Origin of the sequence: Yersinia entomophaga, assembly GCF_001656035.1 — a bacterium.
Taxonomy (GTDB): Bacteria; Pseudomonadota; Gammaproteobacteria; order Enterobacterales; family Enterobacteriaceae; genus Yersinia; species Yersinia entomophaga.
The window spans coordinates 1,867,954-1,893,941 of record NZ_CP010029.1; the positions used below are offsets into that span (position 1 = coordinate 1,867,954).

Consider the following 25,988-nt stretch of genomic DNA (forward strand, 5'->3'; position numbering starts at 1 on the left):
AATAAAGATAAAAGCCTAAATAGCCTTCAGCGCAGCTGACTTTTTCACTGTTAAGAACGAGGTACTTTTGGGGAGAATTACGCCACATTACCTAAAATGTCCGCAGGATAACTAACTCTTCATCACCGCTTTATAATGTTAAATAACCGAGTAATCAGCACGATATACGAAGGCTATTGAGAATAATTTATGGCTCGTGAGTGGCCAATCCTGACCGATAAGTGATGAGTGATAAGTGATAAGTGATAAGTGATAAGTGATAAGTGATAAGTGATTATCGCCGGATTATTGGTTTTCATGATAATTACTTTCGACCAGCAGTTAAAAATCTTCTGTCTGTTACTCTTCGCAGTGAGGCCGGTAGTGTATCAGAGGCCTCAGCATCCCGACTGGCGACACGTTTTATCCCCTTACGCCCCACCGGATGCAAGCCTGGCTCTTGAGCTACCGCCGAGTGTGAATACCCATTAATGAGGATGAGTTTCCGATAAAACCGACCTGGTTCGTTGGTTGCATGGCTTTTTAATAAAATATAAGCCCGGTGAGTGACTGTATCTGCCTGAAAATGCTGCGAATTTACTGCCTGAAAACGTCAACGGCGGCGCAATTTACCGGATAAGCCGCCCCTTATGGAATGAAAATCGCCATATACGCCTTCAACGCCCGACATTCCCGGGGGTTCCCATGCCCTTAAACGCAAAAAGCCCCCCGCAATCGCAGGAGGCTCGGTTCGAGGGCGGCAATGACTTTTATCCGCCTCGCGTCTGTCTTTTTTCCATAGCAAAAACCCCACGCTTTTGGCATGGGGTCTTGGCTTGATTTGATGCCTGGCAGTGTCCACTGTATTCGTCTCATCTTCTGGATGAGACTCACCCCGCTGGGGCCAGCGCAGGCGCAGTTTGTCGCATGCATGCTCGAGTCGCACACCACCCAAACGAGACAAACAAAAAAGGCCACCCGTTAGGGTAGCCTCTTTTGTTTATTTGATGCCTGGCAGTGTCCTACTCTCGCATGGGGAGACCCCACACTACCATCGGCGCTACGGCGTTTCACTTCTGAGTTCGGCATGGGATCAGGTGGGACCACCGCGCTATTGCCGCCAGGCAAATTCTGTTTCAATCAACCCGCCACGTGATTTACACCACACAGCCAGTCAATCCAATCTGTTAACAATGCTGAAAATCAAAACGCTCTCTAAAACACCTTCGGTGTTGTAAGGTTAAGCCTCACGGATCATTAGTACTGGTTAGCTCAATGCATCGCTGCACTTACACACCCAGCCTATCAACGTCATAGTCTTTAACGTTCCTTCAGGGGGCTTAAAGCCCCAGGGAAGACTCATCTTGAGGCAAGTTTCGCGCTTAGATGCTTTCAGCGCTTATCTTTTCCGCATTTAGCTACCGGGCAATGCCATTGGCATGACAACCCGAACACCAGTGATGCGTCCACTCCGGTCCTCTCGTACTAGGAGCAGCCCCTCTCAATCTTCCAACGCCCACGGCAGATAGGGACCGAACTGTCTCACGACGTTCTAAACCCAGCTCGCGTACCACTTTAAATGGCGAACAGCCATACCCTTGGGACCTACTTCAGCCCCAGGATGTGATGAGCCGACATCGAGGTGCCAAACACCGCCGTCGATATGAACTCTTGGGCGGTATCAGCCTGTTATCCCCGGAGTACCTTTTATCCGTTGAGCGATGGCCCTTCCATTCAGAACCACCGGATCACTAAGACCTACTTTCGTACCTGCTCGAGCCGTCACTCTCGCAGTCAAGCTAGCTTATGCCTTTGCACTAACCTCACGATGTCCGACCGTGATTAGCTAACCTTCGTGCTCCTCCGTTACTCTTTGGGAGGAGACCGCCCCAGTCAAACTACCCACCAGACACTGTCCTCACCCCAGATTATGGGGCCGAGTTAGAACATCAAACATTAAAGGGTGGTATTTCAAGGTTGGCTCCACGCAGACTGGCGTCCACGCTTCGATGCCTCCCACCTATCCTACACATCAAGGCTCAATGTTCAGTGTCAAGCTATAGTAAAGGTTCACGGGGTCTTTCCGTCTTGCCGCGGGTACACTGCATCTTCACAGCGAGTTCAATTTCACTGAGTCTCGGGTGGAGACAGCCTGGCCATCATTACGCCATTCGTGCAGGTCGGAACTTACCCGACAAGGAATTTCGCTACCTTAGGACCGTTATAGTTACGGCCGCCGTTTACTGGGGCTTCGATCAAGAGCTTCGCCTTGCGGCTGACCCCATCAATTAACCTTCCAGCACCGGGCAGGCGTCACACCGTATACGTCCACTTTCGTGTTTGCACAGTGCTGTGTTTTTATTAAACAGTTGCAGCCAGCTGGTATCTGCGACTGGCTTCAGCTCCGAGAGCAAGTCTCTTCACCTAGCGCCAGCGTGCCTTCTCCCGAAGTTACGGCACCATTTTGCCTAGTTCCTTCACCCGAGTTCTCTCAAGCGCCTGAGTATTCTCTACCTGACCACCTGTGTCGGTTTGGGGTACGATTTAATGTTACCTGATGCTTAGAGGCTTTTCCTGGAAGCTTGGCATCAACTACTTCTGCACCGTAGTGCATCGTCATCACGCCTCAGGGTTGATGGTTTTCCGGATTTACCAGGAATACCCCCCTACACGCTTAAACCGGGACAACCGTCGCCCGGCTAGCCTAGCCTTCTCCGTCCCCCCTTCGCAGTAACACCAAGTACAGGAATATTAACCTGTTTCCCATCGACTACGCTTTTCAGCCTCGCCTTAGGGGTCGACTCACCCTGCCCCGATTAACGTTGGACAGGAACCCTTGGTCTTCCGGCGTGCGGGTTTTTCACCCGCATTATCGTTACTTATGTCAGCATTCGCACTTCTGATACCTCCAGCAGTCCTCACAGACTACCTTCAACGGCTTACAGAACGCTCCCCTACCCAACAACACCTAAGTGTCGCTGCCGCAGCTTCGGTGCATGGTTTAGCCCCGTTACATCTTCCGCGCAGGCCGACTCGACCAGTGAGCTATTACGCTTTCTTTAAATGATGGCTGCTTCTAAGCCAACATCCTGGCTGTCTATGCCTTCCCACATCGTTTCCCACTTAACCATGACTTTGGGACYTTAGCTGGCGGTCTGGGTTGTTTCCCTCTTCACGACGGACGTTAGCACCCGCCGTGTGTCTCCCGTGATAACATTCTTCGGTATTCGGAGTTTGCATCGGTTTGGTAATCCGGGATGGACCCCTAGCCGAAACAGTGCTCTACCCCCGAAGATGAGTTCACGAGGCGCTACCTAAATAGCTTTCGGGGAGAACCAGCTATCTCCCGGTTTGATTGGCCTTTCACCCCCAGCCACAAGTCATCCGCTAATTTTTCAACATTAGTCGGTTCGGTCCTCCAGTTAGTGTTACCCAACCTTCAACCTGCCCATGGCTAGATCACCGGGTTTCGGGTCTATACCTTGCAACTAGACGCCCAGTTAAGACTCGGTTTCCCTACGGCTCCCCTATACGGTTAACCTTGCTACAAAATATAAGTCGCTGACCCATTATACAAAAGGTACGCAGTCACACCACGAAGGTGCTCCCACTGCTTGTACGTACACGGTTTCAGGTTCTATTTCACTCCCCTCGCCGGGGTTCTTTTCGCCTTTCCCTCACGGTACTGGTTCACTATCGGTCAGTCAGGAGTATTTAGCCTTGGAGGATGGTCCCCCCATATTCAGACAGGATGTCACGTGTCCCGCCCTACTCATCGAGTTCACAGCATGTGCATTTTTGTGTACGGGACTATCACCCTGTACCGTGCGACTTTCCAGACGCTTCCACTAACACACAAACTGATTCAGACTCTGGGCTCCTCCCCGTTCGCTCGCCGCTACTAGGGGAATCTCGGTTGATTTCTTTTCCTCGGGGTACTTAGATGTTTCAGTTCCCCCGGTTCGCCTCGTTAGACTATGTATTCATCTAACGATAGTGCAACGAATTGCACTGGGTTTCCCCATTCGGGTATCGTCGGTTGTAACGCTTCATATCAGCTTACCGACGCTTTTCGCAGATTAGCACGCCCTTCATCGCCTCTGACTGCCTAGGCATCCACCGTGTACGCTTAGTCGCTTAACCTCACAACCCGAAGGTGTCTTTCGACATCATCGTGCTGCGATTATTGAGAGACTCTACCTGCAGATGACTCCTTGTCTCGGTAAATCTACGGAGAGACAAGTTTTAGCTGCAGTGTTTCAATTTTCAGCTTGTTCCAGATTGTTAAAGAGCAATATCTTAAACACGACTCGTTAAAGTCATCTTTAAGATATTCAGTTGATAATGTCTTTCACTCATTATCGGATGGCGTCCCCAAGGGGATTCGAACCCCTGTTACCGCCGTGAAAGGGCGGTGTCCTAGGCCTCTAGACGATGGGGACACAGGAAATTCCGACTAAATCAAAAACTTAATCGTTTCTCGTGTCATCATGAGTCGAAACTCACGACATCAACAGGTGCTCTTGCTCATTACTATTATCAGACAATCTGTGTGGACACTACGCAATGCGTATCATTAGGTAAGGAGGTGATCCAACCGCAGGTTCCCCTACGGTTACCTTGTTACGACTTCACCCCAGTCATGAATCACAAAGTGGTAAGCGCCCTCCCGAAGGTTAAGCTACCTACTTCTTTTGCAACCCACTCCCATGGTGTGACGGGCGGTGTGTACAAGGCCCGGGAACGTATTCACCGTAGCATTCTGATCTACGATTACTAGCGATTCCGACTTCATGGAGTCGAGTTGCAGACTCCAATCCGGACTACGACAGACTTTATGTGGTCCGCTTGCTCTCGCGAGTTCGCTTCACTTTGTATCTGCCATTGTAGCACGTGTGTAGCCCTACTCGTAAGGGCCATGATGACTTGACGTCATCCCCACCTTCCTCCGGTTTATCACCGGCAGTCTCCCTTGAGTTCCCACCATGACGTGCTGGCAACAAAGGATAAGGGTTGCGCTCGTTGCGGGACTTAACCCAACATTTCACAACACGAGCTGACGACAGCCATGCAGCACCTGTCTCACAGTTCCCGAAGGCACCGAAGCATCTCTGCTACGTTCTGTGGATGTCAAGAGTAGGTAAGGTTCTTCGCGTTGCATCGAATTAAACCACATGCTCCACCGCTTGTGCGGGCCCCCGTCAATTCATTTGAGTTTTAACCTTGCGGCCGTACTCCCCAGGCGGTCGACTTAACGCGTTAGCTCCGGAAGCCACGCCTCAAGGGCACAACCTCCAAGTCGACATCGTTTACAGCGTGGACTACCAGGGTATCTAATCCTGTTTGCTCCCCACGCTTTCGCACCTGAGCGTCAGTCTTTGTCCAGGGGGCCGCCTTCGCCACCGGTATTCCTCCAGATCTCTACGCATTTCACCGCTACACCTGGAATTCTACCCCCCTCTACAAGACTCTAGCTTGCCAGTTTCAAATGCAGTTCCCAAGTTAAGCTCGGGGATTTCACATCTGACTTAACAAACCGCCTGCGTGCGCTTTACGCCCAGTAATTCCGATTAACGCTTGCACCCTCCGTATTACCGCGGCTGCTGGCACGGAGTTAGCCGGTGCTTCTTCTGCGAGTAACGTCAATCACTTCACGTATTAGGTGAAATGCCTTCCTCCTCGCTGAAAGTGCTTTACAACCCGAAGGCCTTCTTCACACACGCGGCATGGCTGCATCAGGCTTGCGCCCATTGTGCAATATTCCCCACTGCTGCCTCCCGTAGGAGTCTGGACCGTGTCTCAGTTCCAGTGTGGCTGGTCATCCTCTCAGACCAGCTAGGGATCGTCGCCTAGGTGAGCCATTACCCCACCTACTAGCTAATCCCATCTGGGCACATCCGATGGCGTGAGGCCCTAAGGTCCCCCACTTTGCTCTTGCGAGGTTATGCGGTATTAGCTACCGTTTCCAGTAGTTATCCCCCTCCATCAGGCAGTTTCCCAGACATTACTCACCCGTCCGCCGCTCGCCGGCAAAGTAGCAAGCTACTTTCCGCTGCCGCTCGACTTGCATGTGTTAGGCCTGCCGCCAGCGTTCAATCTGAGCCATGATCAAACTCTTCAATTTAAGATTTGTTTGATTTGCTACCGAAGTAGCGATGCTCAAAGATTACTTTCTGCAAATATGCATTCGAACCGAAGTTCAAATGTTTACTGCTTTGGTCACTCTTCAAGACTTGATATTTCTTCTGCCTGCCGAAACAGGCTTTGATATCGTCTTGCGAGTGCCCACACAGATTGTCTGATAAATTGTTAAAGAGCGTTCGTTACCCGTTCGCTTGTGGCGAATCTTACGGTAACGCGGGAGGCAGATAATACGCTTTCCCGCTACAGAGTCAACAACTTAATTCGTTAATTTTCTCTGTTCTCCCCGGCCACTCTGTGAAGTTGCTCACAGCGCCGTGTCGATGGATGCGCATTATAGGGAGCTGCTTCAGAATGGCAAGGGTTTATCGTAAAGTTTATTCCGTTTGCTGATTATTTGCGCTTTACGCTTATTTAACCCGCATTTTGATGGCTTTTGGTAGTTCTGCGAGGCTATTTAGCACCCAATCGGCCAGCGCTTCACCCGCTTCAGTTACGGGTTTACCGCTTCTCACCAGAACTTTAGTACCGACATTGGCAGCCAATGCGGCCTGCATGTCTTCAATTTTATCACCTACCATATAAGAAGCAGCCATATCGATGTTCAATTCTTGCTGTGCTTCTATTAACATGCCAGGTAACGGCTTGCGACATTCGCAGGTTTGACGAAACTCGTCGACACTTCCTTCCGGATGATGCGGACAGAAATAGATACCATCCAAATCCACACCGCGATCGGCCAGTGACCAATCCATCCATTCTGTCAGGCTGACAAACTGGGCTTCGGTAAACATGCCGCGGGCGATGCCAGATTGGTTAGTCACTAGCACCAAGGCAAAGCCCATTTCTTTTAATTCACGGCAAGCATCAATCACACCGTCAATAAACTGAAAGTTATCTATCTCGTGGACATAACCGTGGTCGATATTAAGAGTACCGTCACGATCTAAAAATATTGCGGGAACTGGCTGCGTCACTTATATGCTCCTGAGGACTGTAAACACCGCTAGTATTGCATGTTTCACCCATCATTGAGAATGAAGAGAAATAACCTTCCCAGTTGACTTGGACGTCTAGACGCCTTAACATCCGATCCATGCTTTGGTTTCACTAAAGTTTACTTTTTATCTAGCCACGGAAACTAACGATAAAATAAGAATAATATGATTAAACTCTCCAATATCAGCAAAGTGTTTCAGCAGGGATCGCGTGTTATTACCGCCCTCTCTGACGTGACTCTTCACGTCCCTGCCGGACAGATCTATGGCGTTATCGGCTCATCAGGCGCAGGCAAAAGCACCCTGATTCGCTGCGCCAATATGTTAGAGCGACCAACCAGCGGTCAGGTTCTGGTTGATGGTCAGGATCTGACTTCATTATCAGAACGCGAACTGACTCGCGCACGCCGTCAGATTGGCATGATTTTCCAGCATTTTAATTTGCTCTCCTCCCGTACCGTATTCGGTAATATTGCTCTGCCGCTTGAGTTGGATAACACGCCGCGCGCAGATATAAAGAAGAGAGTGCTCGAATTACTTGATTTGGTCGGTTTGGCTGATAAACAGGACGCCTATCCGGCTAACCTTTCCGGCGGACAAAAACAGCGCGTGGCTATTGCCCGAGCGCTTGCCAGCAATCCGAAAGTTTTATTGTGCGACGAAGCCACCAGCGCACTGGACCCAGCGACGACCCGTTCTATTCTGGAACTGCTGAAAGACATTAACCGTCGGCTGGGATTAACTATCTTGTTAATCACCCATGAAATGGACGTGGTAAAACGCATTTGCGATCAGGTTGCCGTTATTAGCGAAGGCAAGCTGATTGAGAAAGACAGCGTGAGCGAAGTGTTCTCCCATCCGAAAACGCCGCTGGCGCAGCAGTTTATTCATTCCACGCTGCATCTGGATATCCCAGAAGACTATGCCCTACGCATGAGCGCTGAACCTGCGTCTGACCGTGTGCCATTGCTGAAACTGGAATTTACCGGCAAATCCGTAGACGCTCCGCTGATTTCTCAGGCAGTACGTCGCTTTAACATCGATATCGGTATTCTGAGTTCACAAATGGATTATGCCGGCGGAGTTAAATTCGGCGTTATGTTGGCGGAATTGCACGGCGAAAGTGAAGATGGCCTGGCCGCAATCAAATTCCTGCAAGATCATCATGTAAAAGTAGAGGTTCTGGGTTATGTCTGAGGCAATGATGTGGTTAATGGGCCGGGGCATCTGGGAAACGATTGTGATGACCTTCGTTTCCGGCTTTTTCGGTTTTGTACTGGGCCTGCCAATTGGCGTGTTGCTGTATATCACACGTCCTGGGCAAATCAGCGCCAACAGTACCTTATATAAGACAGTCTCAGCGTTGGTGAATATTTTCCGCTCCATACCTTTCATTATTTTATTGGTTTGGATGATTCCATTCACTCGCATGATAGTAGGCACCTCTATCGGCCTACAGGCGGCAATCGTTCCTTTAACCGTAGGCGCTGCGCCATTTATCGCGCGTATGGTAGAAAACGCCCTACTGGAGATTCCATCTGGTTTGGTAGAAGCGGCTCGCGCCATGGGTGCCACGCCGTTCCAAATCATCAAAAAAGTATTATTACCAGAAGCTTTGCCCGGTTTAGTTAACGCGGCAACCATTACGCTGATTACTCTGGTCGGTTATTCCGCCATGGGTGGCGCAGTCGGTGCCGGTGGTTTAGGTCAAATCGGATACCAATATGGTTATATTGGGTATGACGCGACCGCAATGAATACCGTCTTAGTATTATTGGTTATTTTGGTCTATCTGATTCAGTTCTGTGGTGACCGGATCGTCAGAGCCGTGACTCACAAGTAATAATCAGCCTGCGATAGCGCTCACAGCGGCGCCTATTAAAATGAATGTCTATAGAGGAAAGGATATGTCTTTTAAATTAAAATCTATCGCGGCAGTCGGCGCGCTGATCGGAACCCTGCTTTTGGCCGGTTGTGGTCAGGAAGAAAAAGATACTAATCACATCAAAGTAGGTGTGATCGTTGGCGCTGAGCAGCAGGTTGCAGAAGTTGCGCAGAAAGTTGCGAAAGATAAATACGGTCTGGACGTTGAGTTAGTTGTATTCAACGATTATGTGTTGCCTAACGAAGCGTTGAGCAAAGGCGATATCGATCTGAATGCTTTTCAGCATAAACCTTATCTGGATCAGCAAATCATTGATCGCGGTTATAAATTGGTTTCCGTTGGTAATTCCTTCGTTTACCCCATTGCCGGTTACTCCAAGAAAATCAAATCACTGGACGAACTGCAACCGGGCTCCAGCGTCGCAGTACCTAACGATCCAACTAACCTAGGCCGTTCCCTGCTGCTGCTGGAAAAACAAAATCTGATCAAACTGAAGCCAGGCGTAGGCTTGCTGCCAACGAAGCTGGATATCATCGAAAACCCTAAAAACCTGAATCTGGTTGAGCTGGAAGCGCCCCAGTTACCGCGCGTTCTGGATGACCAGAAAATTGCGCTGGCGGTGATCAACACCACTTATGCCAGCCAGGTTGGTCTGACTCCGGCGAAAGACGGTCTGTTTGTCGAAGGCAAAGACTCACCTTACGTTAACCTGATCGTGGCGCGTGAAGACAATAAAGACGCGGAAAACGTGAAGAAATTCGTACAGGCCTACCAGTCTGAAGAAGTTTACGAAGCCGCGAATAAAGCCTTTAACGGCGGTGCTGTAAAAGGCTGGTAATTTTTCATTACTGATTTTAGTGAATATATCTTCAAGACGGGCTACGGCCCGTCTTGTTATTTGCATGATAGATTGCTTCAATAGCGCAACTTAAATATAAAAAGCAAAGGAATCTCTATGCGTGCGTTACCTCTCTGTTGGTTAGCTCTTTCGCTAACTGGATGTTCCATGCTGCAAACCGAATCATCCAATGGCGGGAAGATGTTGCCAAACCCACAGCCGACGGCCAAATCCACTCAAACTACGGCTCCGCGTTCTGCGCCGGTGAAACTGTATAAAACCGCCGAAGAGTTGGTCGGTAAACCTTTCCGTGATTTAGGGGAAGTTTCAGGTGAATCCTGCCAAACCAGCGCGCAAGACTCACCGCCGAATATTGCCACGGCGCGTAAGAGAATGCAGATTAAAGCCTCTTACCTGAAAGCAAACGCGGTATTGCTCCATGAATGTCAGATTATCAGCGGCGCGCCAGGTTGTTACCAGCAGGCGATTTGCCAAGGTTCTGCGTTGAACGTATCGTCAAAATGACCACGTTTTCCTTTGAGCAGATCGGCGTTATCCGGTCGCCCTATAAAGAAAAATTTGCAGTTCCTCGACAGCCGGGGCTGATTGAAGACGGCGGCGGTGAGCTACAATTACTGGCTCCTTATAATCAGCCAGAGGCAGTTCGCGGCCTGAATGATTTTAGCCACCTATGGATAATGTTTGTTTTCCATCAAACCATGGACGGCGGTTGGCGACCTACTGTGCGTCCTCCACGCCTTGGCGGCAATGCTCGTATGGGCGTATTTGCCACCCGATCGACTTTTCGTCCCAATCCCATCGGTATGTCGCTCATTGAGCTGAAAGCCGTGCGAGTGAAAGGTTCGGAAGTGGTGCTTGAGCTAGGGAGTCTGGATCTGGTCGACGGCACGCCGGTTATCGATATTAAACCCTACCTGCCCTTTGCAGAAAGCCAGCCGCTGGCTCGTGCCGGTTTTGCTCAATCAGCACCTGACACCGATATGCCAGTAACATTTTCCGCTTATGCCCAACGGCAGTTAGCAGAAAATCAGGCGCGCTACCCGAATCTAGAGCGTTTTATTTCTCAGGTTCTGGCACAGGACCCTCGTCCGGCCTATCGGAAAAATGAAGTAGAAACGCGGGAATACGCAGTATTATTATTAGAGTTTAACGTTCGTTGGCGAGTTATTGGGCAGCAAACCGAAGTGTTATCCCTCGACCCACGCTAAATTTCGTGCTGTTCTCTTTTGACAACCGTTTCTCACTGGTAAACTAAGCTACTTTTACTGTTTTTGACTGCCTGACCAATCTCGGCAGCCTGTTGCAATTTGCAGTTCTAATGGAACCAAAACATCATGCGCACTAGCCAATATTTGCTCTCCACTCTAAAAGAGACGCCTGCCGACGCGGAAGTCATTAGCCATCAATTGATGCTGCGTGCCGGCATGGTTCGTAAACTGGCCTCAGGTCTTTATACCTGGCTGCCCACCGGTATTCGCGTTCTGAAAAAAGTTGAAAACATCGTTCGTGAAGAGATGAACAATGCGGGCGCTATTGAAGTTTCCATGCCGGTAGTTCAGCCCGCAGACCTGTGGCAGGAGAGCGGTCGTTGGGAGCAATACGGCCCTGAATTGCTGCGTTTTGTCGATCGCGGCGAACGTCCTTTTGTACTTGGCCCGACTCACGAAGAAGTGATTACCGATCTGGTTCGTGGCGAAATCAACTCTTATAAGCAGTTGCCGCTGAACTTCTTCCAGATTCAAACCAAGTTCCGGGACGAAGTACGTCCGCGCTTTGGCGTTATGCGCGCCCGCGAGTTTCTCATGAAAGATGCTTACTCTTTCCATACAACGCAGGAGTCTCTGCAAGAAACTTACGATGCCATGTATGCCGCATACAACCGTATCTTTGAACGTATGGGGCTGAACTTCCGCCCGGTTCTGGCTGATACCGGCTCTATCGGTGGCGACGCATCCCATGAGTTCCAGGTTCTGGCCGACAGCGGTGAAGACGATATCGTTTTCTCTACCGAATCAGACTACGCGGCGAATATCGAATTCGCGGAAGCCATGGCGCCAAACGAACCTCGCGCGGCCGCGTCGGAAGAATTGCGTGTTATTGATACGCCAAATGCGAAAACCATCGCTGAATTGGTAGACCAATTCCAGTTACCCATCGAAAAAACCGTCAAAACCCTGATGGTTCATGCCCATGAAGAAAGTGGCCATAAGCTGATTGCCCTGCTAGTACGTGGCGATCACGAGCTGAACGAAATCAAGGCGGAGAAACTACCGCAGGTTGCCAAACCGCTGACCTTCGCGAGCGAAGAAGAAATTCGCGCTATCGTAGGCGCAGGTCCTGGTTCTCTCGGCCCGGTGAACCTGCCAATGCCAGTGGTTATCGATCGCAGCGTTGCAGTTATGAGCGATTTCGGCGCTGGCGCAAACATTGATGGCAAACATTACTTCGGTATTAACTGGGAGCGCGATCTGCCGCTGCCGCAGATTGCTGATCTGCGTAACGTGGTTGAAGGCGATATCAGCCCAGACGGCAAAGGTACTTTGCAGATTAAACGCGGTATCGAAGTGGGTCATATCTTCCAGCTGGGCACCAAGTATTCCGAAGCAATGAAAGCGACGGTTCAGGGTGAAGATGGCCGCAATCAGGTCATGACCATGGGCTGTTACGGCATTGGGGTTTCCCGCGTAGTGGCGGCGGCGATTGAGCAAAATCATGATGACCGCGGGATTATCTGGCCAGATGCTATTGCGCCATTCCAGGTTGCTATTCTCCCTATGAATATGCACAAGTCTTTCCGCGTTAAAGAGCTGGCGGAAGAACTGTACGCCACTCTGCGCGCTAAAGGCATCGATGTCATTCTGGACGACCGTAAAGAACGTCCGGGCGTGATGTTTGCCGATATGGAACTGATTGGCGTGCCGCACAATATCGTTATTGGCGATCGCAACTTGGACAGCGAAGAAGTGGAATACAAAAACCGCCGTGCCAGTGAGAAGAAAATGATTAAAACCAGCGAAATCATTGAGTTCCTGCTGAGTGAAATCAAAGGCTAATCAGCCGAGAATGGATACCAAAAAGCCCTGTTTTTAACAGGGCTTTTTCTTTAGCTGAATCACTGAAAAACCAGTGAATAATCCGTCCGCTTACGATTATTTGCTATTACAGGTCTTACCCGCAGTGAACTTGATATTGCCATCAGGAATCATGGACTTATCCCACTGTCCGTCTTCCATAGACGGTCGCATACCAAAATGTCCATTTAACGTCAGGAAAATCGGCTCGCCGGCGTTTTTCCGCGCATTCATATAACCGGTTTCCAACTCGACATTATTATCAACCGCGAAGCTATGGCCGGTAGCGCAGTCGGTAAACTGTGCCGCATCAGCCATATAAATATACATGCCACGCAAAGGAATAGACGTCGTTGGCAAAGCTTCGCTGGCCGTTAACTGGTAGTTCAGAGAGGATGTAATCCGTTGTCCATTTTGATCCAACATTTCCAGATTCTTTCCTACCGGATGGAAATAGCGCTTCTCACCTTTAGCGCTGGTTAACACTAGCTTATCGGCGGTTCGCGCCCAGGTTCCCTGCTCTGAGAATGTCCTATCGCCATCTCTGGTATCGCGATAAGTTTCCTGCAATACGAAGGTGCCGTCAGCATCTAAAAATAAAGACGTATCCAGCCCACTGCAATCCGCGCAAGGCAATACGCCCTGATAACTTTGCAGCATCGGTTGTAAAGGTTGCTGTTTTGGCTGATAAAGGTTTTTACAGCCCAGCAGTGACAAAGCGCCAGCTGCTAATAACAAAGTAATACTGAGTTTTCTCACAGCTTATCTCCTACTGCGTACCAATCCTATGGACCCACACCCCTGCGGTATCAATCCTGATGTATTTTGCCGCGCAGCGCTTTAGTTGCACCTTTGCGGACTTTTCCTTCCACCCGCCGAATTTTAGAGCCTTTGGTCGGCTTGGTTGGTCGCCGGGTCTTCTCTACGACCATGGCTTGGCGAATCAGCGCCGCTAAACGGGCCAGAGCTGCCTCGCGATTCATATCCTGACTGCGGTATTCCTGAGCCTTGATAATCACCACCCCATCCGCCGTGACCAGATGATGATTCAGCGCCAACAGGCGCTGCTTGTAATACTCTGGCAGGCTAGAGGCCTTGATGTCAAAGCGCAAATGTATTGCCGTTGAGGATTTATTAACATGCTGGCCACCCGCGCCCTGAGCCCGGATCGCCGTTAGCTCTATCTCGCTGTCGGCCAGCGTCACGCTATTCGAAATATTTAACACACTTATTGCTCGCTGCCTTGCCATTCAGAAAAAGTGATTTCCAGATTATTCTGAGCATCAGAAAGCCAAATGGTTCCCTCTTGCAGGGTCGCCTGCAAATTCATGTTGCGAGCGGACATCGCAGCCAGTTTCGCCATTTGCTCATCATCCAGAAAACGTACCTGAAGATTTTCATGGCCGGAAAGTTTCTCTTTAACCTGCGGCCACCACACTTTCGCCGCGCGTTCCCCATAGGAATAAAGAACAACTTTTTTCGACTGATTGCAGGCTTTGCGCAAGCGCTTCTCGTCCGGCAGCCCTAACTCCACCCACAGCTCGATGCCGTTATGATCGTTACGCAGCCAGATTTCCGGCTCATCGTCCGCACTTAGGCCTTTGGTAAATAACAAACGCTCGTCCGCATGGCAAATCCACGCCAATAGCCGCAGCATCATGCGTTGATCGGTTTCGGAAGGGTGCTGTGCCACCGTCAGGTTAGTATCCATAAAGACATTGCGATCCATATCGGCAATATTGACTGTGGCTTTGTGAATGGTTGCTTTTAGTGCCATGGGTGACCTCTTGATTTTCAGGAGGACAGTGTACTTGATCCCGCCTTTGCGCGCGCTGCTAACCCCACATAAACCGATTATTAATGGCTTTTAGTAAGCAAAGAAACCTTCCGCTGAACGCTGATATCTCTTCAACTCCTGTGCTATAGTCCTTATAAGTTCAGAGTTTATCTTCGTGGTTTTACAATGTGGTTTACCATTGAAAATCCACCGGGTTAAACTTTTCCGGGAGGATACCGTGCAACAATACTGTGAATTAGTACGTCGTTTTTATTCCGAGATTGGCAGTGGCGATCTTGGGTATGTGCCTGATGCGCTGGGCTGTGTATTGAAAGCATTGGACGAAGTTGCGGCAAATGACGCACTGCCGTCCTCCGTTAGGGAACAGGCGGCTTACGCCGCCGCTAACTTATTGGTGAGCGATTATGTCGATGAGTGAAGAGTATCAACCCATCAATTGCGATGATTACGATAATCTGGAACTCGCCTGCCAGCATCACCTGATACTGACGTTGAAGTTGAGAGGCGGTGAGATCGTAGAAGGTAAAGCCAGCGACCTGCTATTACGCAAGCATGTCGAATACCTGATTGTGGAAGAATCGGGGAAAATGCGCGAGTTACGGCTGGATCATATCGCCAGCTTCAGTCATCCAGAAATTGGAACTGTCGTGGTCAGTGCTTCGTAATCCTTTCGCCAAAAAAAACGGGCCGCTGAAAAGTGGCCCGTTTTGTTTTTAACCAAGGCGAAATATTAGGGTTTAAGGCTGGCATAGTAAGCCGCCAAATCAGACATATCCTCATCGGTCAAACCTGAAACATAGGCGCGCATCACCTCAGCCTGACCGCCAGAACGCCCGCCGGTTTTATACGCTTTTAGCGATTGCTCAAGATAGAGCGCATTTTGCCCTGCCAAATTCGGATACATCGGCACCGAAACCTTACCATTCATACCGTGACAGGCAATACAGGCGGCAGACTTCGCCTTACCGGCCTCAATATCATTTTTCGCCATTGCAGAAAAACTGCATAGGCTCAACGCCACTGCCAGACACACAACTGATTTCATCATTGATCCTCAAGACCGCTTTTATTATTCGTTATTTATTCTGTTATTCAGCTGACGCCACTGAACGCACCAGCAGGCTCCGCCTTCTTCGGCTACGCCCTCTGGCGTGATAAATACGCCGATGGCGGCTATCAATTGCTCACCAAAATACAATAGCGGAATACGTTCGCGCTCCCAAGGCGGAATGCCTAATTCCTGCCACAATTTTTTAGCGCGCCGCGAATGCCGACGCCCAACGATTCTGATGTTCCCCTGTAGGCCAAAACGGACGCTAACAGGTTCATTTTCAGCGGGCACTCGGATTTTCTGTCCCTTCTCATCAGCCAGTTCCAAACGTCCCAGCCCGGCGGGTAGCTCCAACGGCGATGGCACAGACCACGGTAAAACTGTCGTAGTGATGGCTTCCAACTGCGGTAATACATACAAATATTGCCGAAAACGCCGTACCTGATGAGGAGCTAACTCCAGCACCGGTTCTGCATCAGCCCGCGCCAACGCCACTTCATTCCAAATTCGCTGTAGCTGTTCTCTGGCGGGCATCGCCACGCCTTTCTCTGCCAGCCAACGACGCAGCAAGGCACCGCGTTTAGCTTCCGACATTAGCGCTAAACCGTTGATCGCTAAAGAACCATCCGGTTGCCGTAGTTGCGCCAAGGGTTCAGATAATAGCTCATCTAACAATTGTTCCTGCTCAGCGCACAACTCCGCACTACGCGCCACCGATCGGGAAAAATGCGGCCAACGTTCGGATAAAACCGGCAATACTTTCAGACGCAGAAAATTACGATCGAAGCGATCGTCCTGATTGCTATCATCTTCTATCCATGCCAACTGGCAATCTTCGGCGTAACGCTCTAATTGTTTGCGAGAAATAGCTAATAATGGGCGCAAAATCTGCCCCTCAGCAAATGGCATAGCCGCAGCCATCGAAGCTAAACCCGCAGGGCCGCTGCCGCGTTTTAACGCCAGTAAAAAGGTTTCACTTTGATCGTCGAGATGCTGAGCAGTAAGTAAGGTTTCTCCTTCTGCCAAGTGGCTGGAAAAGGCCTGATAACGCGCGGTTCGCGCGGCGGCTTCTATCCCACTGTGGCGCGTATCGAGCTGTACCCGAACAACTTCAAATGGCACATTCCAGCCCTGACACTGTGCCTGGCAATGTTCCACCCAGTTTTCCGCCAGTGGATTCAAACCATGATGTATATGAATAGCGCGCAGGGTTAGAGACGGCAACAGACTAGCGCGCAGCTGCACCAAAGCGTGGAGCAACACGCTGGAATCTAGTCCACCGCTGAATCCCACCAGAAAACTGGTTTGCCCACGCAGGTTATCGGCAATATATTCAACGAGTTGTTGTGGCTGATTCATCGATACATCACCGAGACGGCTTCAATTCATACAGTTCCAACGGCAGCCCGTCCGGATCCTGAAAGAAAGTGAAACGCGATTGTGTATAAGGATCGATTCGCACCGTTTCACAAGCCACGCCCTTCTCAGCCAATTGCTTAACGCTCAAATCAATATCATCTACCTGAAACGCCAGGTGACGTAAGCCACAGGCTTCCGGGCGGCTTGGCCGCGCAGCCGGAGCCGGGAAGGAAAATAACTCAATGATATAATTATCGTTTAATGCCAAATCGGCTTTCCAGGAATCACGCTCTGCGCGATAAACCTCACTCAGCAAAGCGAATCCCAATACGTCGCAGTAGAAATCCTTGCTGACCTGATAATCTGAGCCGATCACCGCAATATGGTGAATCTGGCGAATGTCCAACATGGCTGGCTCCATCATTATTTTTCACCCGCTGGCTAACGGGTGATGGGTTATCAACTGGTTTTCAGCACCTTAACCATATATCGTCCATCGTCGGCCAGATGAGCGCCGTGAATATCGGTTTCAAAGCCGGGATAGTGCTCGCCGATAGCACACAGCATCAGCAGGAAATCCAACACCGCTCGGCTTTCTTCGGTAATCATTTCACCCGGCATCACCACGGGTACGCCCGGCGGATAAGGCAGAATCATATTGGCAACCACTTTGCCAATCAGATCACCCATTTCACATTCTTCTATATTACCGCGGATTTGCTGTTGGAACATATCGTAAGGCGTCAGTTTCATTTCCGGCAATACGCTAAAGGACTGATGCATTAGACGCGGCAAGTCATGGTGACGAATAAGTTGATGTATGCCGGCGGCGAGATCCTGAATTCGCATATGACGATAAAAATCAGGATCTTCCGCATACAAATCCGGCAGCATATTTTTGACACGTAAATTCAGATCATAGGCGCGCTTAAACTCCATCAGCCCACGTAATAAACTCATGGCTTTGGTTTTATCTATACCAATACTGAACAGGAACAATAAGTTATACGGCCCGGTTTTCTCAACTATAACGCCACGCTCATCGAGAAATTTTGCCACTAGAGCGGCAGGAATACCTTCCTCCGTCAACTGCCCATCACTGTTCATTCCCGGCATCAGAATCGTGACTTTAATCGGGTCCAGATACATATGATCAGCGTCTGCCTTAGCAAAGCCATGCCAGTTTTCGCCCGGCTCTAGCGGCCAGCACTGGATGTCTTCAATATCATCTGGCTGCCAGACGTCAAAGAACCAGTTATCGCTTTCGGCTCTCAAGCGCTTAACTTCTTTACGGAAATGCATCGCGCGCTCAATAGAGCGCTGAATCAGCCGTTTGCCCGGTTTACCTCGCATCATGGCGGCTGCCGTTTCCATTGAGGCCACGATACCGTAATGTGGGGAAGTGGTCGTGTGCATCATATAGGCTTCATTAAAGGTCGATTCGTTATAATCGCCTTTTATATGAATCATCGAAGCCTGAGAAAATGCGGCCAGTAATTTATGCGTCGATTGGGTTTCGTAAATAACTTTACCGGGAATCCTATCGCCGCTCATTCCACTCTTACCATCGTAGATCTGGTGAAATTGAGTGTAAGGCACCCAAGCAGAATCAAAATGTATCGAAGGAACGTCCAGAGTCTGTTTAATATAATCGGTGTTATACAACAGACCGTCATAGGTTGAGTTAGTAATAACCGCATGGACAGGCCAGGTAGCCCCCGCCGTTTGCGCGATCTTTTCGTTGATGCTTTCGCGAGTAAACTCTCTCTTCGGTATTCCGCCCAAAATACCGTAGGCATTACGCGCAGGCCGCAAATATAGCGGCGTGATATCGCTCATCATCAATAAATGCGTCAGTGACTTATGACAATTACGGTCGATCAATATGCTGCAACCGGCTGGGGCAGAATACATGCCGACGATTTTATTGGCGGTCGACGTACCGTTGGTCACCATATAACTTTTTTCGGCGTTGAAAGTACGCGCGATATACTCTTCGGCTTCTAAATGCGGGCCGCTATGATCCAGTAAAGACCCCAGTTCGGTCACCGAAATAGAAATATCGGCTTTTAAGGTATTGGCGCCAAAGAAATCATAAAATAGGCTCCCCACCGGGCTTTTCTGAAATGCCGTGCCCGCCATGTGCCCTGGGGTGCAAAACGTATATTTTCCCTCTTTAACATAGTGAAACAACGCTTTGGTCAGCGGCGGCGTGATGACATCAATATACTCGGCGGTATACTGCTCAATATGCTGAGCAATATCATCGGCTGCGTTAAGCGCATATTCGAAGAAATACAGTGCCATGCGCATTTCATTCAGGCTGACATCCAGCGATGAGGTCGTATTGATAAAAGCATAAATCGGCAGGTATTCATTTAACTCGTTGATCTCGGTACACAGCGCCATGCTGTGCTGATCCCAATCGAAAATGACGCCAATAATCCGAGCGTTATGTTCAATCAGCTTGAGTAGATCCTGCCCATCTTTCGGGTAAACCAGTTGAAAACCTTTAGCTTGCAGAGCGCTGTGAAGCTCACGAATTGGCTCATCCTTATAGTAACCCCCCATTGGGCTCATAATGGCGATGATATTCATTTGTATAGTCCTCACATTTTTATTTATCCCTATAACAACATGAAAACTCGCCGCTGTGTACCTAATTAGATAATAATGTTGGAAATTCTATATCAGACACCATGCCATATATTGACTGCATTCTGGACAAAATAATAAATTTAATCACCGAGTGAATTAATCGGGCGAGATTAAAGCCACAATTAAAACTAAAAAAGAGAACGATCAGACAATAATAATTATCAAAACAAGCCCAGCCAGCAAATTAAATAACATCAAGTAATAATCAAAATGTAACTTATTTTAAGGCTTTTAAATTTTTGATTTACATTTAACACTTCACCATCAAAATATAATATTTTATTTCACAGGTTATAAGGATGGTGTTATGCAGGGAAAGTTTCTCTCTCTATTAATCAATACACTGTTTATTATTGGACTTCTATTTTTTTATATATCCGCCAGCTATGCTATTTACCCCGTTAACCTGGTATACCGCGCCGACACCCGGGACTTAGGGGAGATAAATGCAGCTAACGGAATGCGTCCTTGGGCAGGCCCACGCGTTGATTATGATCTTATACATCATTTTGATGGAGAATCTGTCGATGATTACACCAGTGCCTTTGTCTCTACCAGCGCTTCGTTTCGTCATAGCATCGAGCACGCAGCATCACTTGCCAGAGCCAATAGCGAAGAGCCTTTTGAGGAAGACTTTCGAATTTTTATCTATGCCATAAGGCCAGAGTCAAACTTCTATGAAGTCGAAGGTTCTATCGCACATGCCAGAGATACCAGCGCCGAACACTCACCACGACAAGCCGGATTATCAGCGCTATTGCATAATTATGGCGGAATGGAGGAATGGGTGGCGCTGGAAGGTATATCGGCGGAGCGGATCATTTCTTTTATCGAAATAACCGGAGAAATATTGCAGAATTATTATCAATCCGGTCAGCTATTTTCAAATGGCTTTTGGATAAATCGATGGCAGCCAAATTTAGGTTATAACTCAGCCAACGATGGTGATATCAGTAGCTCAGAATTTTATACCCATATTGGCAATCCGCGAGGTTATCGTGATGTAATACAAGGTGAAACACTGCCCCCATTAGCCGCCTCTTTTACTTGTATAACTCCCAACTCCAATTCCATGAAGAAAAGGCAGTTACAAAATAAAAGATGTAAAACCAGAAAAGGCAGACATTTTTATTTCGTCAACAGACTTATTGCGGCATTAGAGAATAACGTTGAATAAATAAACATATCTCAATGAGATATTAACCCACCATAATATAAATGATACACGGAGGTTATTTTGAATAAACCGATTATTTTTTCTCTGTTTGTTTCATTAACGCCTATTGCCTTTGCCGATGATACTCCTGGCTCCAGTTATGTCATCGATGGGACCGTCGCGGCCATTCGCGTATCGGATCAGGGGTGTCGGATTTCATTTAGTGAGAGAACCGAACCACGCGAAAATATGGTCTGGCATTTTAGTGACGTACCGATAATCTGTAATCTGGCTAAAACGGCTTATGTACTGCGGGAAAAGGTCAGAGTAAACGTGGAGATAAACCCGGATAAAAGTTACGTTAACACTATTTCTAGTATTATTCTTGGCGATACCAACTCAAAGTGGTTACCCAATAATCTCTGATTGAGCGGCTATTATTGCCCAATAAAAAACCCGGAGTCAAAGTGAGTCCGGGTTTTTGTCTGAAAGATTAAATCAGCAATAGCCGTAGTTCATCAACCGCTGGTAGCGGCGATTCAGCAACTCATCGTTATTCAACACATCCAGATCGCTCAGATCGGCCAGCAATTGCGCTTTCAGTGAAGCGGCAATGGCCTGATAATCGCGATGTGCACCGCCTAAAGGTTCAGGAATCACGGAATCGATCATCTTGAGCTCTTTCAGGCGTGGCGCGGTAATACCCATAGCTTCGGCAGCTAACGGCGCTTTATCCGCACTTTTCCACAGAATTGACGCACAGCCTTCCGGCGAAATCACCGAGTAAGTGCTGTACTGCAACATATTCACTTTGTCGCCTACGCCAATCGCCAACGCGCCACCGGAGCCGCCTTCACCGATAACGGTACAGACGATAGGCACATTCAGACGAGACATTTCGCGCAGGTTACGGGCAATGGCCTCTGACTGGCCGCGTTCTTCGGCGCCAACGCCAGGGTAAGCCCCCGGAGTATCAATGAAAGTAATGATCGGCAGCTTGAAGCGCTCAGCCATTTCCATCAAACGCAGCGCTTTACGGTAGCCTTCTGGAGCAGGCATACCGAAGTTGCGACGAATTTTTTCTTTGGTTTCACGGCCTTTCTGATGACCAATGATCATCACCGGACGGCCTTCCAAACGGGCAATTCCGCCGACGATAGCTTTATCATCAGCATAGGCACGGTCACCTGCCAGCTCTTCGAAATCCGTAAAAATGTTAGCGATATAATCCAGGGTATAAGGACGTCGCGGATGGCGCGCTAATTGAGCGACCTGCCAAGCCCCGAGGTCCGAAAAAATCTTCCGCGTCAGCTCAACGCTTTTCTCACGCAGACGCTGGACCTCTTCATCCAGATTAATATCTAATTTTTCGTCTTGACGGCTGACTGCAGTCAGCGAGTCAATTTTCGCTTCCAGCTCTGCAATCGGCTGTTCAAAATCAAGAAAATTCAGACTCATAGCATTCCTATTTTAGTCAAATTCCAGTTCCACCTGCTCATTACCAACCAGCGTCCGCAGGTCGATCAATAAACGGTCTGTCGGGGTAACACGCCACGTGGCACCAAATCGTAGTCTGGCGCGCGCATCTTCCCGTTGGTAATAAAGATGTACTGGGATCGTCCCCGATCGGTGGGGTTCCAACGATTGGCGGAGACGGTTCAAAAGCTGGTCATCAATTTGCCTGTCAGTCAGCGAGATAGCAAGCCCACGGGCATATTTTTCACGAGCTTCACTGATATCCATTAACTCACGGGCGGTCATTTTAAGTCCACCGCTAAAGTCATCAAAGCTGACCTGCCCACTGGCTATCAGGATACGGTCTTTTTCTAACAAATGCTGATATTTTTCCAACGCATCCGTGAACATCATCACTTCCAGACGCCCGGAACGGTCATCTAGCGTACAGATGCCGATACGATTTCCGCGTTTTGTTACCATCACGCGCGCAGCGATTACCAGCCCCACTGCTGTCGTCATTTTGCCCCGATCCGTCGGGTGCATATCTTTCAGGCGCAACCCACCGGTATAACGCTCGATTTCCTTTAGATACTGGGTAATCGGGTGACCGGTTAAATACAGCCCCAGCGTCTCCCTCTCACCGTCAAGAACCACCTGTTCCTGCCAGCGCGGTACGTTAGCATAAGATTGCTCGACCTGCTCAGGCGCATCCGCCAGTACGCCGAACATATCTGCCTGACCAATAGCTTCCGCTTTGGCATGCTGATCTGCCGCTTTCAGCGCTTCTCCGAGAGAGCTCATCAAGGCCGCACGATGCGGACCGAGACGATCGAAAGCGCCGGACATTATCAGTTTTTCCAGAATCCGTCGATTCAGTTTTTTGGTATCAACCCGCGCACATAAATCGAACAGATCTTTAAAGTAGCCGCCTTGGTTGCGGGCTTCCAGCATAGCTTCGATTGGGCCTTCGCCCACGCCTTTGATAGCGCCAATGCCGTAAACGATCTCGCCTTCATCGTTCACATGGAAATGATACAGCCCGCTGTTTATATCCGGCGGCAGGATTTTCAGCCCCATGCGCCAGCACTCATCCACCAAACCAACGACTTTCTCTGTATTATCCATATCAGCGGTCATTACCGCAGCCATAAATTCAGCCGGATAATGTGCTTTCAGCCACAAAGTCTGATAGGAAACCAACGCGTAGGCGGCAGAGTGAGATTTGTTAAAACCGTAACCCGCAAATTTTTCTACCAGATCGAAGATCTTAATCGCCAGTTCGCCGTCAATACCCTGACTTTTAGCTCCATCTTCAAACACGGAACGCTGCTTGGCCATTTCCGCCGGATTTTTCTTACCCATTGCGCGGCGTAGCATATCCGCCCCGCCGAGGGAGTAGCCCGACAGCACCTGAGCGATCTGCATAACCTGTTCTTGGTACAAAATAATGCCGTAGGTAGGCTCTAGTACCGGTTTCAGAGATTCATGCTGCCATTGGATATCTGGATAGGACAACTCTTCGCGACCGTGCTTACGGTCAATAAAGTTATCTACCATGCCTGATTGCAACGGTCCTGGGCGGAACAGCGCCACCAAGGCGATCATATCTTCGAAGCAGTCGGGTTTCAGGCGTTTAATCAGATCCTTCATCCCGCGGGATTCGAGCTGGAATACCGCCGTCGTTTCCGACCGTTGCAGCATATCAAAGCTCTTTTTATCCTCCAGCGGAATGGACGCGATATCGATGGGTTCCAGCCCGGTCTTGGCGCGACGGGCGTTGATCATCTCCAGCGCCCAGTTAATGATGGTTAGAGTACGCAAACCGAGGAAGTCAAACTTCACTAAACCGGCATATTCGACATCATTTTTATCGAACTGAGTAACCGGGTTATTCCCCTCGGCGTCGCAATATAGCGGCGCAAAATCGGTAATTTTGGTCGGCGCGATAACTACCCCACCGGCGTGTTTACCGGCGTTACGGGTAACACCTTCCAATTTACGCGCCATATCGATCAAGGCTCGAACTTCTTCGTCCGCTTCGTAAATTTCAGGTAACTGTGGCTCGGCGGCGAAGGCTTTTTCCAGCGTCATCCCCGGATCGGGCGGAATCAATTTGGAAATACGATCGACAAAACCATAGGGATGGCCCAGCACCCGGCCAACGTCGCGGATTACCGCTTTAGCGGCCATCGTACCGAAGGTAATAATCTGCGAAACCGCGTCACGGCCATACATTTCAGCAACGTGCTCAATCACCAGATCGCGTTTTTCCATACAGAAATCGACGTCGAAATCGGGCATGGATACACGTTCAGGGTTCAGGAATCGTTCAAAAAGCAGATCAAATTCCAGCGGATCCAGATCGGTGATTTTCAGGGCATAAGCCACCAGAGAACCTGCACCTGAACCACGCCCCGGCCCAACCGGTACGCCGTTATCTTTCGACCACTGGATAAACTCCATCACGATCAGGAAGTAGCCTGGGAATCCCATCTGGTTGATAACTTTAAGCTCGATATCCAGACGTTCATCATATTCAGGCCGCTTTTGCGCCCTGACTTCCGGATCCGGGAATAAAAATTCCAGACGTTCTTCCAGACCCTGTTTGGATTTTTCGATCAGAAAATCTTCGGTACTCATATCCCCGGTCGGGAATTGAGGCAGGAAATATTCACCCAGCCGAATTGTCACGTTACAACGTTTGGCAATTTCAACGCTGTTGATCAGCGCTTCAGGAATATCCGCGAACAGCTCGCACATCTGCTCTTCATCGCGCATAAACTGCTGAGGACTATAATTTTTTGGTCGTTTCGGATCGACCAAAGTGAAGCCATCATGAATCGCCACGCGAATTTCATGGGCATCAAAATCCGTTTCATCAATAAAGCGCACATCGTTGGTGGCAACCACGGGAATACCGCGTTCAGTCGCTAATGCTACCGCTACGTGCAGATAATTTTCTTCGTCCTGTCGTCCAGTACGGATTAGCTCTAAATAGTAGCTACCAGGGAAGTATTCATTGTAAAAATCAAGACATTGATCGACCTGAGCCTGATTGCCACGCAGCAAAAATTTGCCTACGTCGCCCATACGTCCGCCGGACAACAAAATCAGCCCTTCGCGGTGCTTAATCAGCCAGTCACGATCGATAACCGGCCCTGCGGGGCCATAGCCACGCTGATAAGCCTCGGAAATAAGCAGGGTAAGGTTTTGATAGCCTTCGTTGTTACGCGCCAGAATAGTCAGATGCGCAAACTCATCGCCCAGCATCTCGCTCTGCACACAGAAATCAGCGCCAATGATAGGTTTGATTCCCGCGCCGTGAGCGCTGCCGTAAAACTTCACCAAACCGCACAGGTTGGTAAAGTCAGTAATCGCTAACGCTGGCATGCCTAAGGCGGCAGCCCGCTTCACCAAGGGTCCAATCTTGGCTAATCCATCGATCATGGAATAATCGCTGTGAACACGCAGGTGGACAAAACGAGGTTCGGCCATATCCAGATACCAGAAATTAGTGGATTGAATCACACCCGCAGGACTGGGTGTCTCGGGGCATCATAACTATAACCTGTATC

The 25,988-nt window shown here is 49.3% G+C and carries 20 protein-coding genes, 1 tRNA gene and 3 rRNA genes; 10 read left to right on the forward strand and 14 right to left on the reverse strand.

Going from position 1 to position 25,988, the window contains the following annotated elements:
• Positions 1–988: 988 nt before the first annotated feature.
• The 5 genes from rrf to gmhB form a co-directional block, all read right to left on the reverse strand.
• Positions 989–1,104 (reverse strand): 5S ribosomal RNA (gene rrf, locus PL78_RS08485).
• Positions 1,105–1,215: 111 nt separating this feature from the next.
• Positions 1,216–4,122: ribosomal RNA gene (locus PL78_RS08490) — 23S ribosomal RNA — on the reverse strand.
• A gap of 223 nt (positions 4,123–4,345) precedes the next feature.
• Positions 4,346–4,421: transfer RNA gene (locus PL78_RS08495), tRNA-Glu, on the reverse strand.
• Between the two features lie 139 nt (positions 4,422–4,560).
• Positions 4,561–6,103, reverse strand: a 16S ribosomal RNA gene (locus PL78_RS08500).
• The 16S, 23S and 5S rRNA genes sit together here with 1 tRNA gene alongside, the layout of an rRNA operon.
• 427 nt (positions 6,104–6,530) lie before the next feature.
• Positions 6,531–7,097 carry a D-glycero-beta-D-manno-heptose 1,7-bisphosphate 7-phosphatase gene (gmhB, locus tag PL78_RS08505; protein ID WP_064514741.1) on the reverse strand — a complete coding sequence of 189 codons (567 nt, stop codon included), beginning with the start codon at positions 7,095–7,097 and terminating at the stop codon, positions 6,531–6,533.
• Positions 7,098–7,283: 186 nt separating this feature from the next.
• Between gmhB and metN the strand changes: the two genes are divergently transcribed.
• From metN to proS, 6 genes are all read left to right on the forward strand, one after another.
• Positions 7,284–8,315: a methionine ABC transporter ATP-binding protein MetN gene (gene metN, locus PL78_RS08510; RefSeq protein ID WP_064514742.1), complete on the forward strand. Its 1,032-nt coding sequence runs from the start codon at positions 7,284–7,286 to the stop codon at positions 8,313–8,315.
• Positions 8,308–8,961 (forward strand): methionine ABC transporter permease MetI, encoded by a 654-nt coding sequence (locus tag PL78_RS08515; RefSeq protein WP_064514744.1) that lies wholly within the window; start codon positions 8,308–8,310, stop codon positions 8,959–8,961. Before metN ends, PL78_RS08515 begins: the two co-directional genes overlap by 8 nt.
• Positions 8,962–9,025: 64 nt before the next feature.
• Positions 9,026–9,841, forward strand: coding sequence for a MetQ/NlpA family lipoprotein (locus PL78_RS08520; protein ID WP_064514747.1), 816 nt, complete (start codon positions 9,026–9,028; stop codon positions 9,839–9,841).
• Positions 9,842–9,958: 117 nt separating this feature from the next.
• Positions 9,959–10,366: an Rcs stress response system protein RcsF gene (gene rcsF, locus PL78_RS08525; RefSeq protein WP_064514749.1), complete on the forward strand. Its 408-nt coding sequence runs from the start codon at positions 9,959–9,961 to the stop codon at positions 10,364–10,366.
• Positions 10,363–11,070 carry a tRNA (N6-threonylcarbamoyladenosine(37)-N6)-methyltransferase TrmO gene (tsaA, locus tag PL78_RS08530; RefSeq protein ID WP_064514751.1) on the forward strand — a complete coding sequence of 236 codons (708 nt, stop codon included), beginning with the start codon at positions 10,363–10,365 and terminating at the stop codon, positions 11,068–11,070. The genes rcsF and tsaA overlap by 4 nt, the downstream gene beginning before the upstream one ends.
• A gap of 126 nt (positions 11,071–11,196) precedes the next feature.
• A complete protein-coding gene (gene proS, locus PL78_RS08535; RefSeq protein ID WP_064514753.1) occupies positions 11,197–12,915 on the forward strand; it encodes a proline--tRNA ligase in 1,719 nt (572 codons plus the stop codon).
• Positions 12,916–13,011: 96 nt separating this feature from the next.
• On the opposite strand, the gene nlpE is transcribed toward proS, so the two are convergent.
• From nlpE to PL78_RS08550, 3 genes are read right to left on the reverse strand one after another with little or no spacing between them, the layout of a single operon-like run.
• Entirely contained in the window at positions 13,012–13,692 is a 681-nt protein-coding gene (nlpE, locus tag PL78_RS08540) for an envelope stress response activation lipoprotein NlpE (RefSeq protein ID WP_064514755.1), read from the reverse strand.
• A 50-nt stretch (positions 13,693–13,742) separates the two neighbouring features.
• The gene (arfB, locus tag PL78_RS08545; protein WP_049599972.1) at positions 13,743–14,159 is read right to left on the reverse strand and encodes an alternative ribosome rescue aminoacyl-tRNA hydrolase ArfB; all 417 of its coding nucleotides are present in this window, start codon (positions 14,157–14,159) and stop codon (positions 13,743–13,745) included.
• A 2-nt stretch (positions 14,160–14,161) separates the two neighbouring features.
• Positions 14,162–14,710, reverse strand: a complete 549-nt coding sequence (locus PL78_RS08550) for a YaeQ family protein (RefSeq protein WP_064514757.1) — start codon at positions 14,708–14,710, stop codon at positions 14,162–14,164.
• A 238-nt stretch (positions 14,711–14,948) separates the two neighbouring features.
• Here PL78_RS08550 and PL78_RS08555 point away from each other — a divergent pair, with 238 nt between their 5' ends.
• Together PL78_RS08555 and rof are read left to right on the forward strand one after the other, a co-directional pair.
• Positions 14,949–15,149, forward strand: coding sequence for a YaeP family protein (locus PL78_RS08555; RefSeq protein WP_049599966.1), 201 nt, complete (start codon positions 14,949–14,951; stop codon positions 15,147–15,149).
• Positions 15,136–15,396 carry a Rho-binding antiterminator gene (gene rof / locus PL78_RS08560; RefSeq protein ID WP_049599964.1) on the forward strand — a complete coding sequence of 87 codons (261 nt, stop codon included), beginning with the start codon at positions 15,136–15,138 and terminating at the stop codon, positions 15,394–15,396. The genes PL78_RS08555 and rof overlap by 14 nt, the downstream gene beginning before the upstream one ends.
• A gap of 65 nt (positions 15,397–15,461) precedes the next feature.
• On the opposite strand, the gene PL78_RS08565 is transcribed toward rof, so the two are convergent.
• Genes PL78_RS08565 through PL78_RS08580 form a run of 4 tightly spaced genes read right to left on the reverse strand, consistent with a single transcriptional unit; the run spans position 15,462 to position 19,739 of the window.
• The gene (locus PL78_RS08565) at positions 15,462–15,779 is read right to left on the reverse strand and encodes a c-type cytochrome (protein ID WP_084414307.1); all 318 of its coding nucleotides are present in this window, start codon (positions 15,777–15,779) and stop codon (positions 15,462–15,464) included.
• Positions 15,780–15,800: 21 nt separating this feature from the next.
• Positions 15,801–17,141 (reverse strand): tRNA lysidine(34) synthetase TilS, encoded by a 1,341-nt coding sequence (gene tilS, locus PL78_RS08570; protein ID WP_064514761.1) that lies wholly within the window; start codon positions 17,139–17,141, stop codon positions 15,801–15,803.
• 7 nt (positions 17,142–17,148) lie between these two features.
• Positions 17,149–17,550: a VOC family protein gene (locus tag PL78_RS08575; protein ID WP_064514763.1), complete on the reverse strand. Its 402-nt coding sequence runs from the start codon at positions 17,548–17,550 to the stop codon at positions 17,149–17,151.
• Between the two features lie 50 nt (positions 17,551–17,600).
• Positions 17,601–19,739 carry a lysine decarboxylase LdcC gene (locus PL78_RS08580; RefSeq protein WP_064514765.1) on the reverse strand — a complete coding sequence of 713 codons (2,139 nt, stop codon included), beginning with the start codon at positions 19,737–19,739 and terminating at the stop codon, positions 17,601–17,603.
• Between the two features lie 367 nt (positions 19,740–20,106).
• Here PL78_RS08580 and PL78_RS08585 point away from each other — a divergent pair, with 367 nt between their 5' ends.
• Both PL78_RS08585 and PL78_RS08590 read left to right on the forward strand, forming a co-directional pair.
• On the forward strand, positions 20,107–20,976 hold the full coding sequence (locus tag PL78_RS08585; RefSeq protein WP_064514766.1) for a hypothetical protein: 870 nt from the start codon (positions 20,107–20,109) through the stop codon (positions 20,974–20,976).
• Between the two features lie 60 nt (positions 20,977–21,036).
• Complete coding sequence (locus PL78_RS08590) at positions 21,037–21,381, forward strand: hypothetical protein (RefSeq protein WP_064514768.1); 345 nt, start codon at positions 21,037–21,039, stop codon at positions 21,379–21,381.
• 72 nt (positions 21,382–21,453) lie between these two features.
• On the opposite strand, the gene accA is transcribed toward PL78_RS08590, so the two are convergent.
• The gene (gene accA / locus PL78_RS08595; protein ID WP_064514770.1) at positions 21,454–22,413 is read right to left on the reverse strand and encodes an acetyl-CoA carboxylase carboxyl transferase subunit alpha; all 960 of its coding nucleotides are present in this window, start codon (positions 22,411–22,413) and stop codon (positions 21,454–21,456) included.
• Positions 22,414–22,425: 12 nt separating this feature from the next.
• Positions 22,426–25,908 carry a DNA polymerase III subunit alpha gene (gene dnaE / locus PL78_RS08600; protein ID WP_064514772.1) on the reverse strand — a complete coding sequence of 1,161 codons (3,483 nt, stop codon included), beginning with the start codon at positions 25,906–25,908 and terminating at the stop codon, positions 22,426–22,428.
• Positions 25,909–25,988 lie beyond the last annotated feature (80 nt).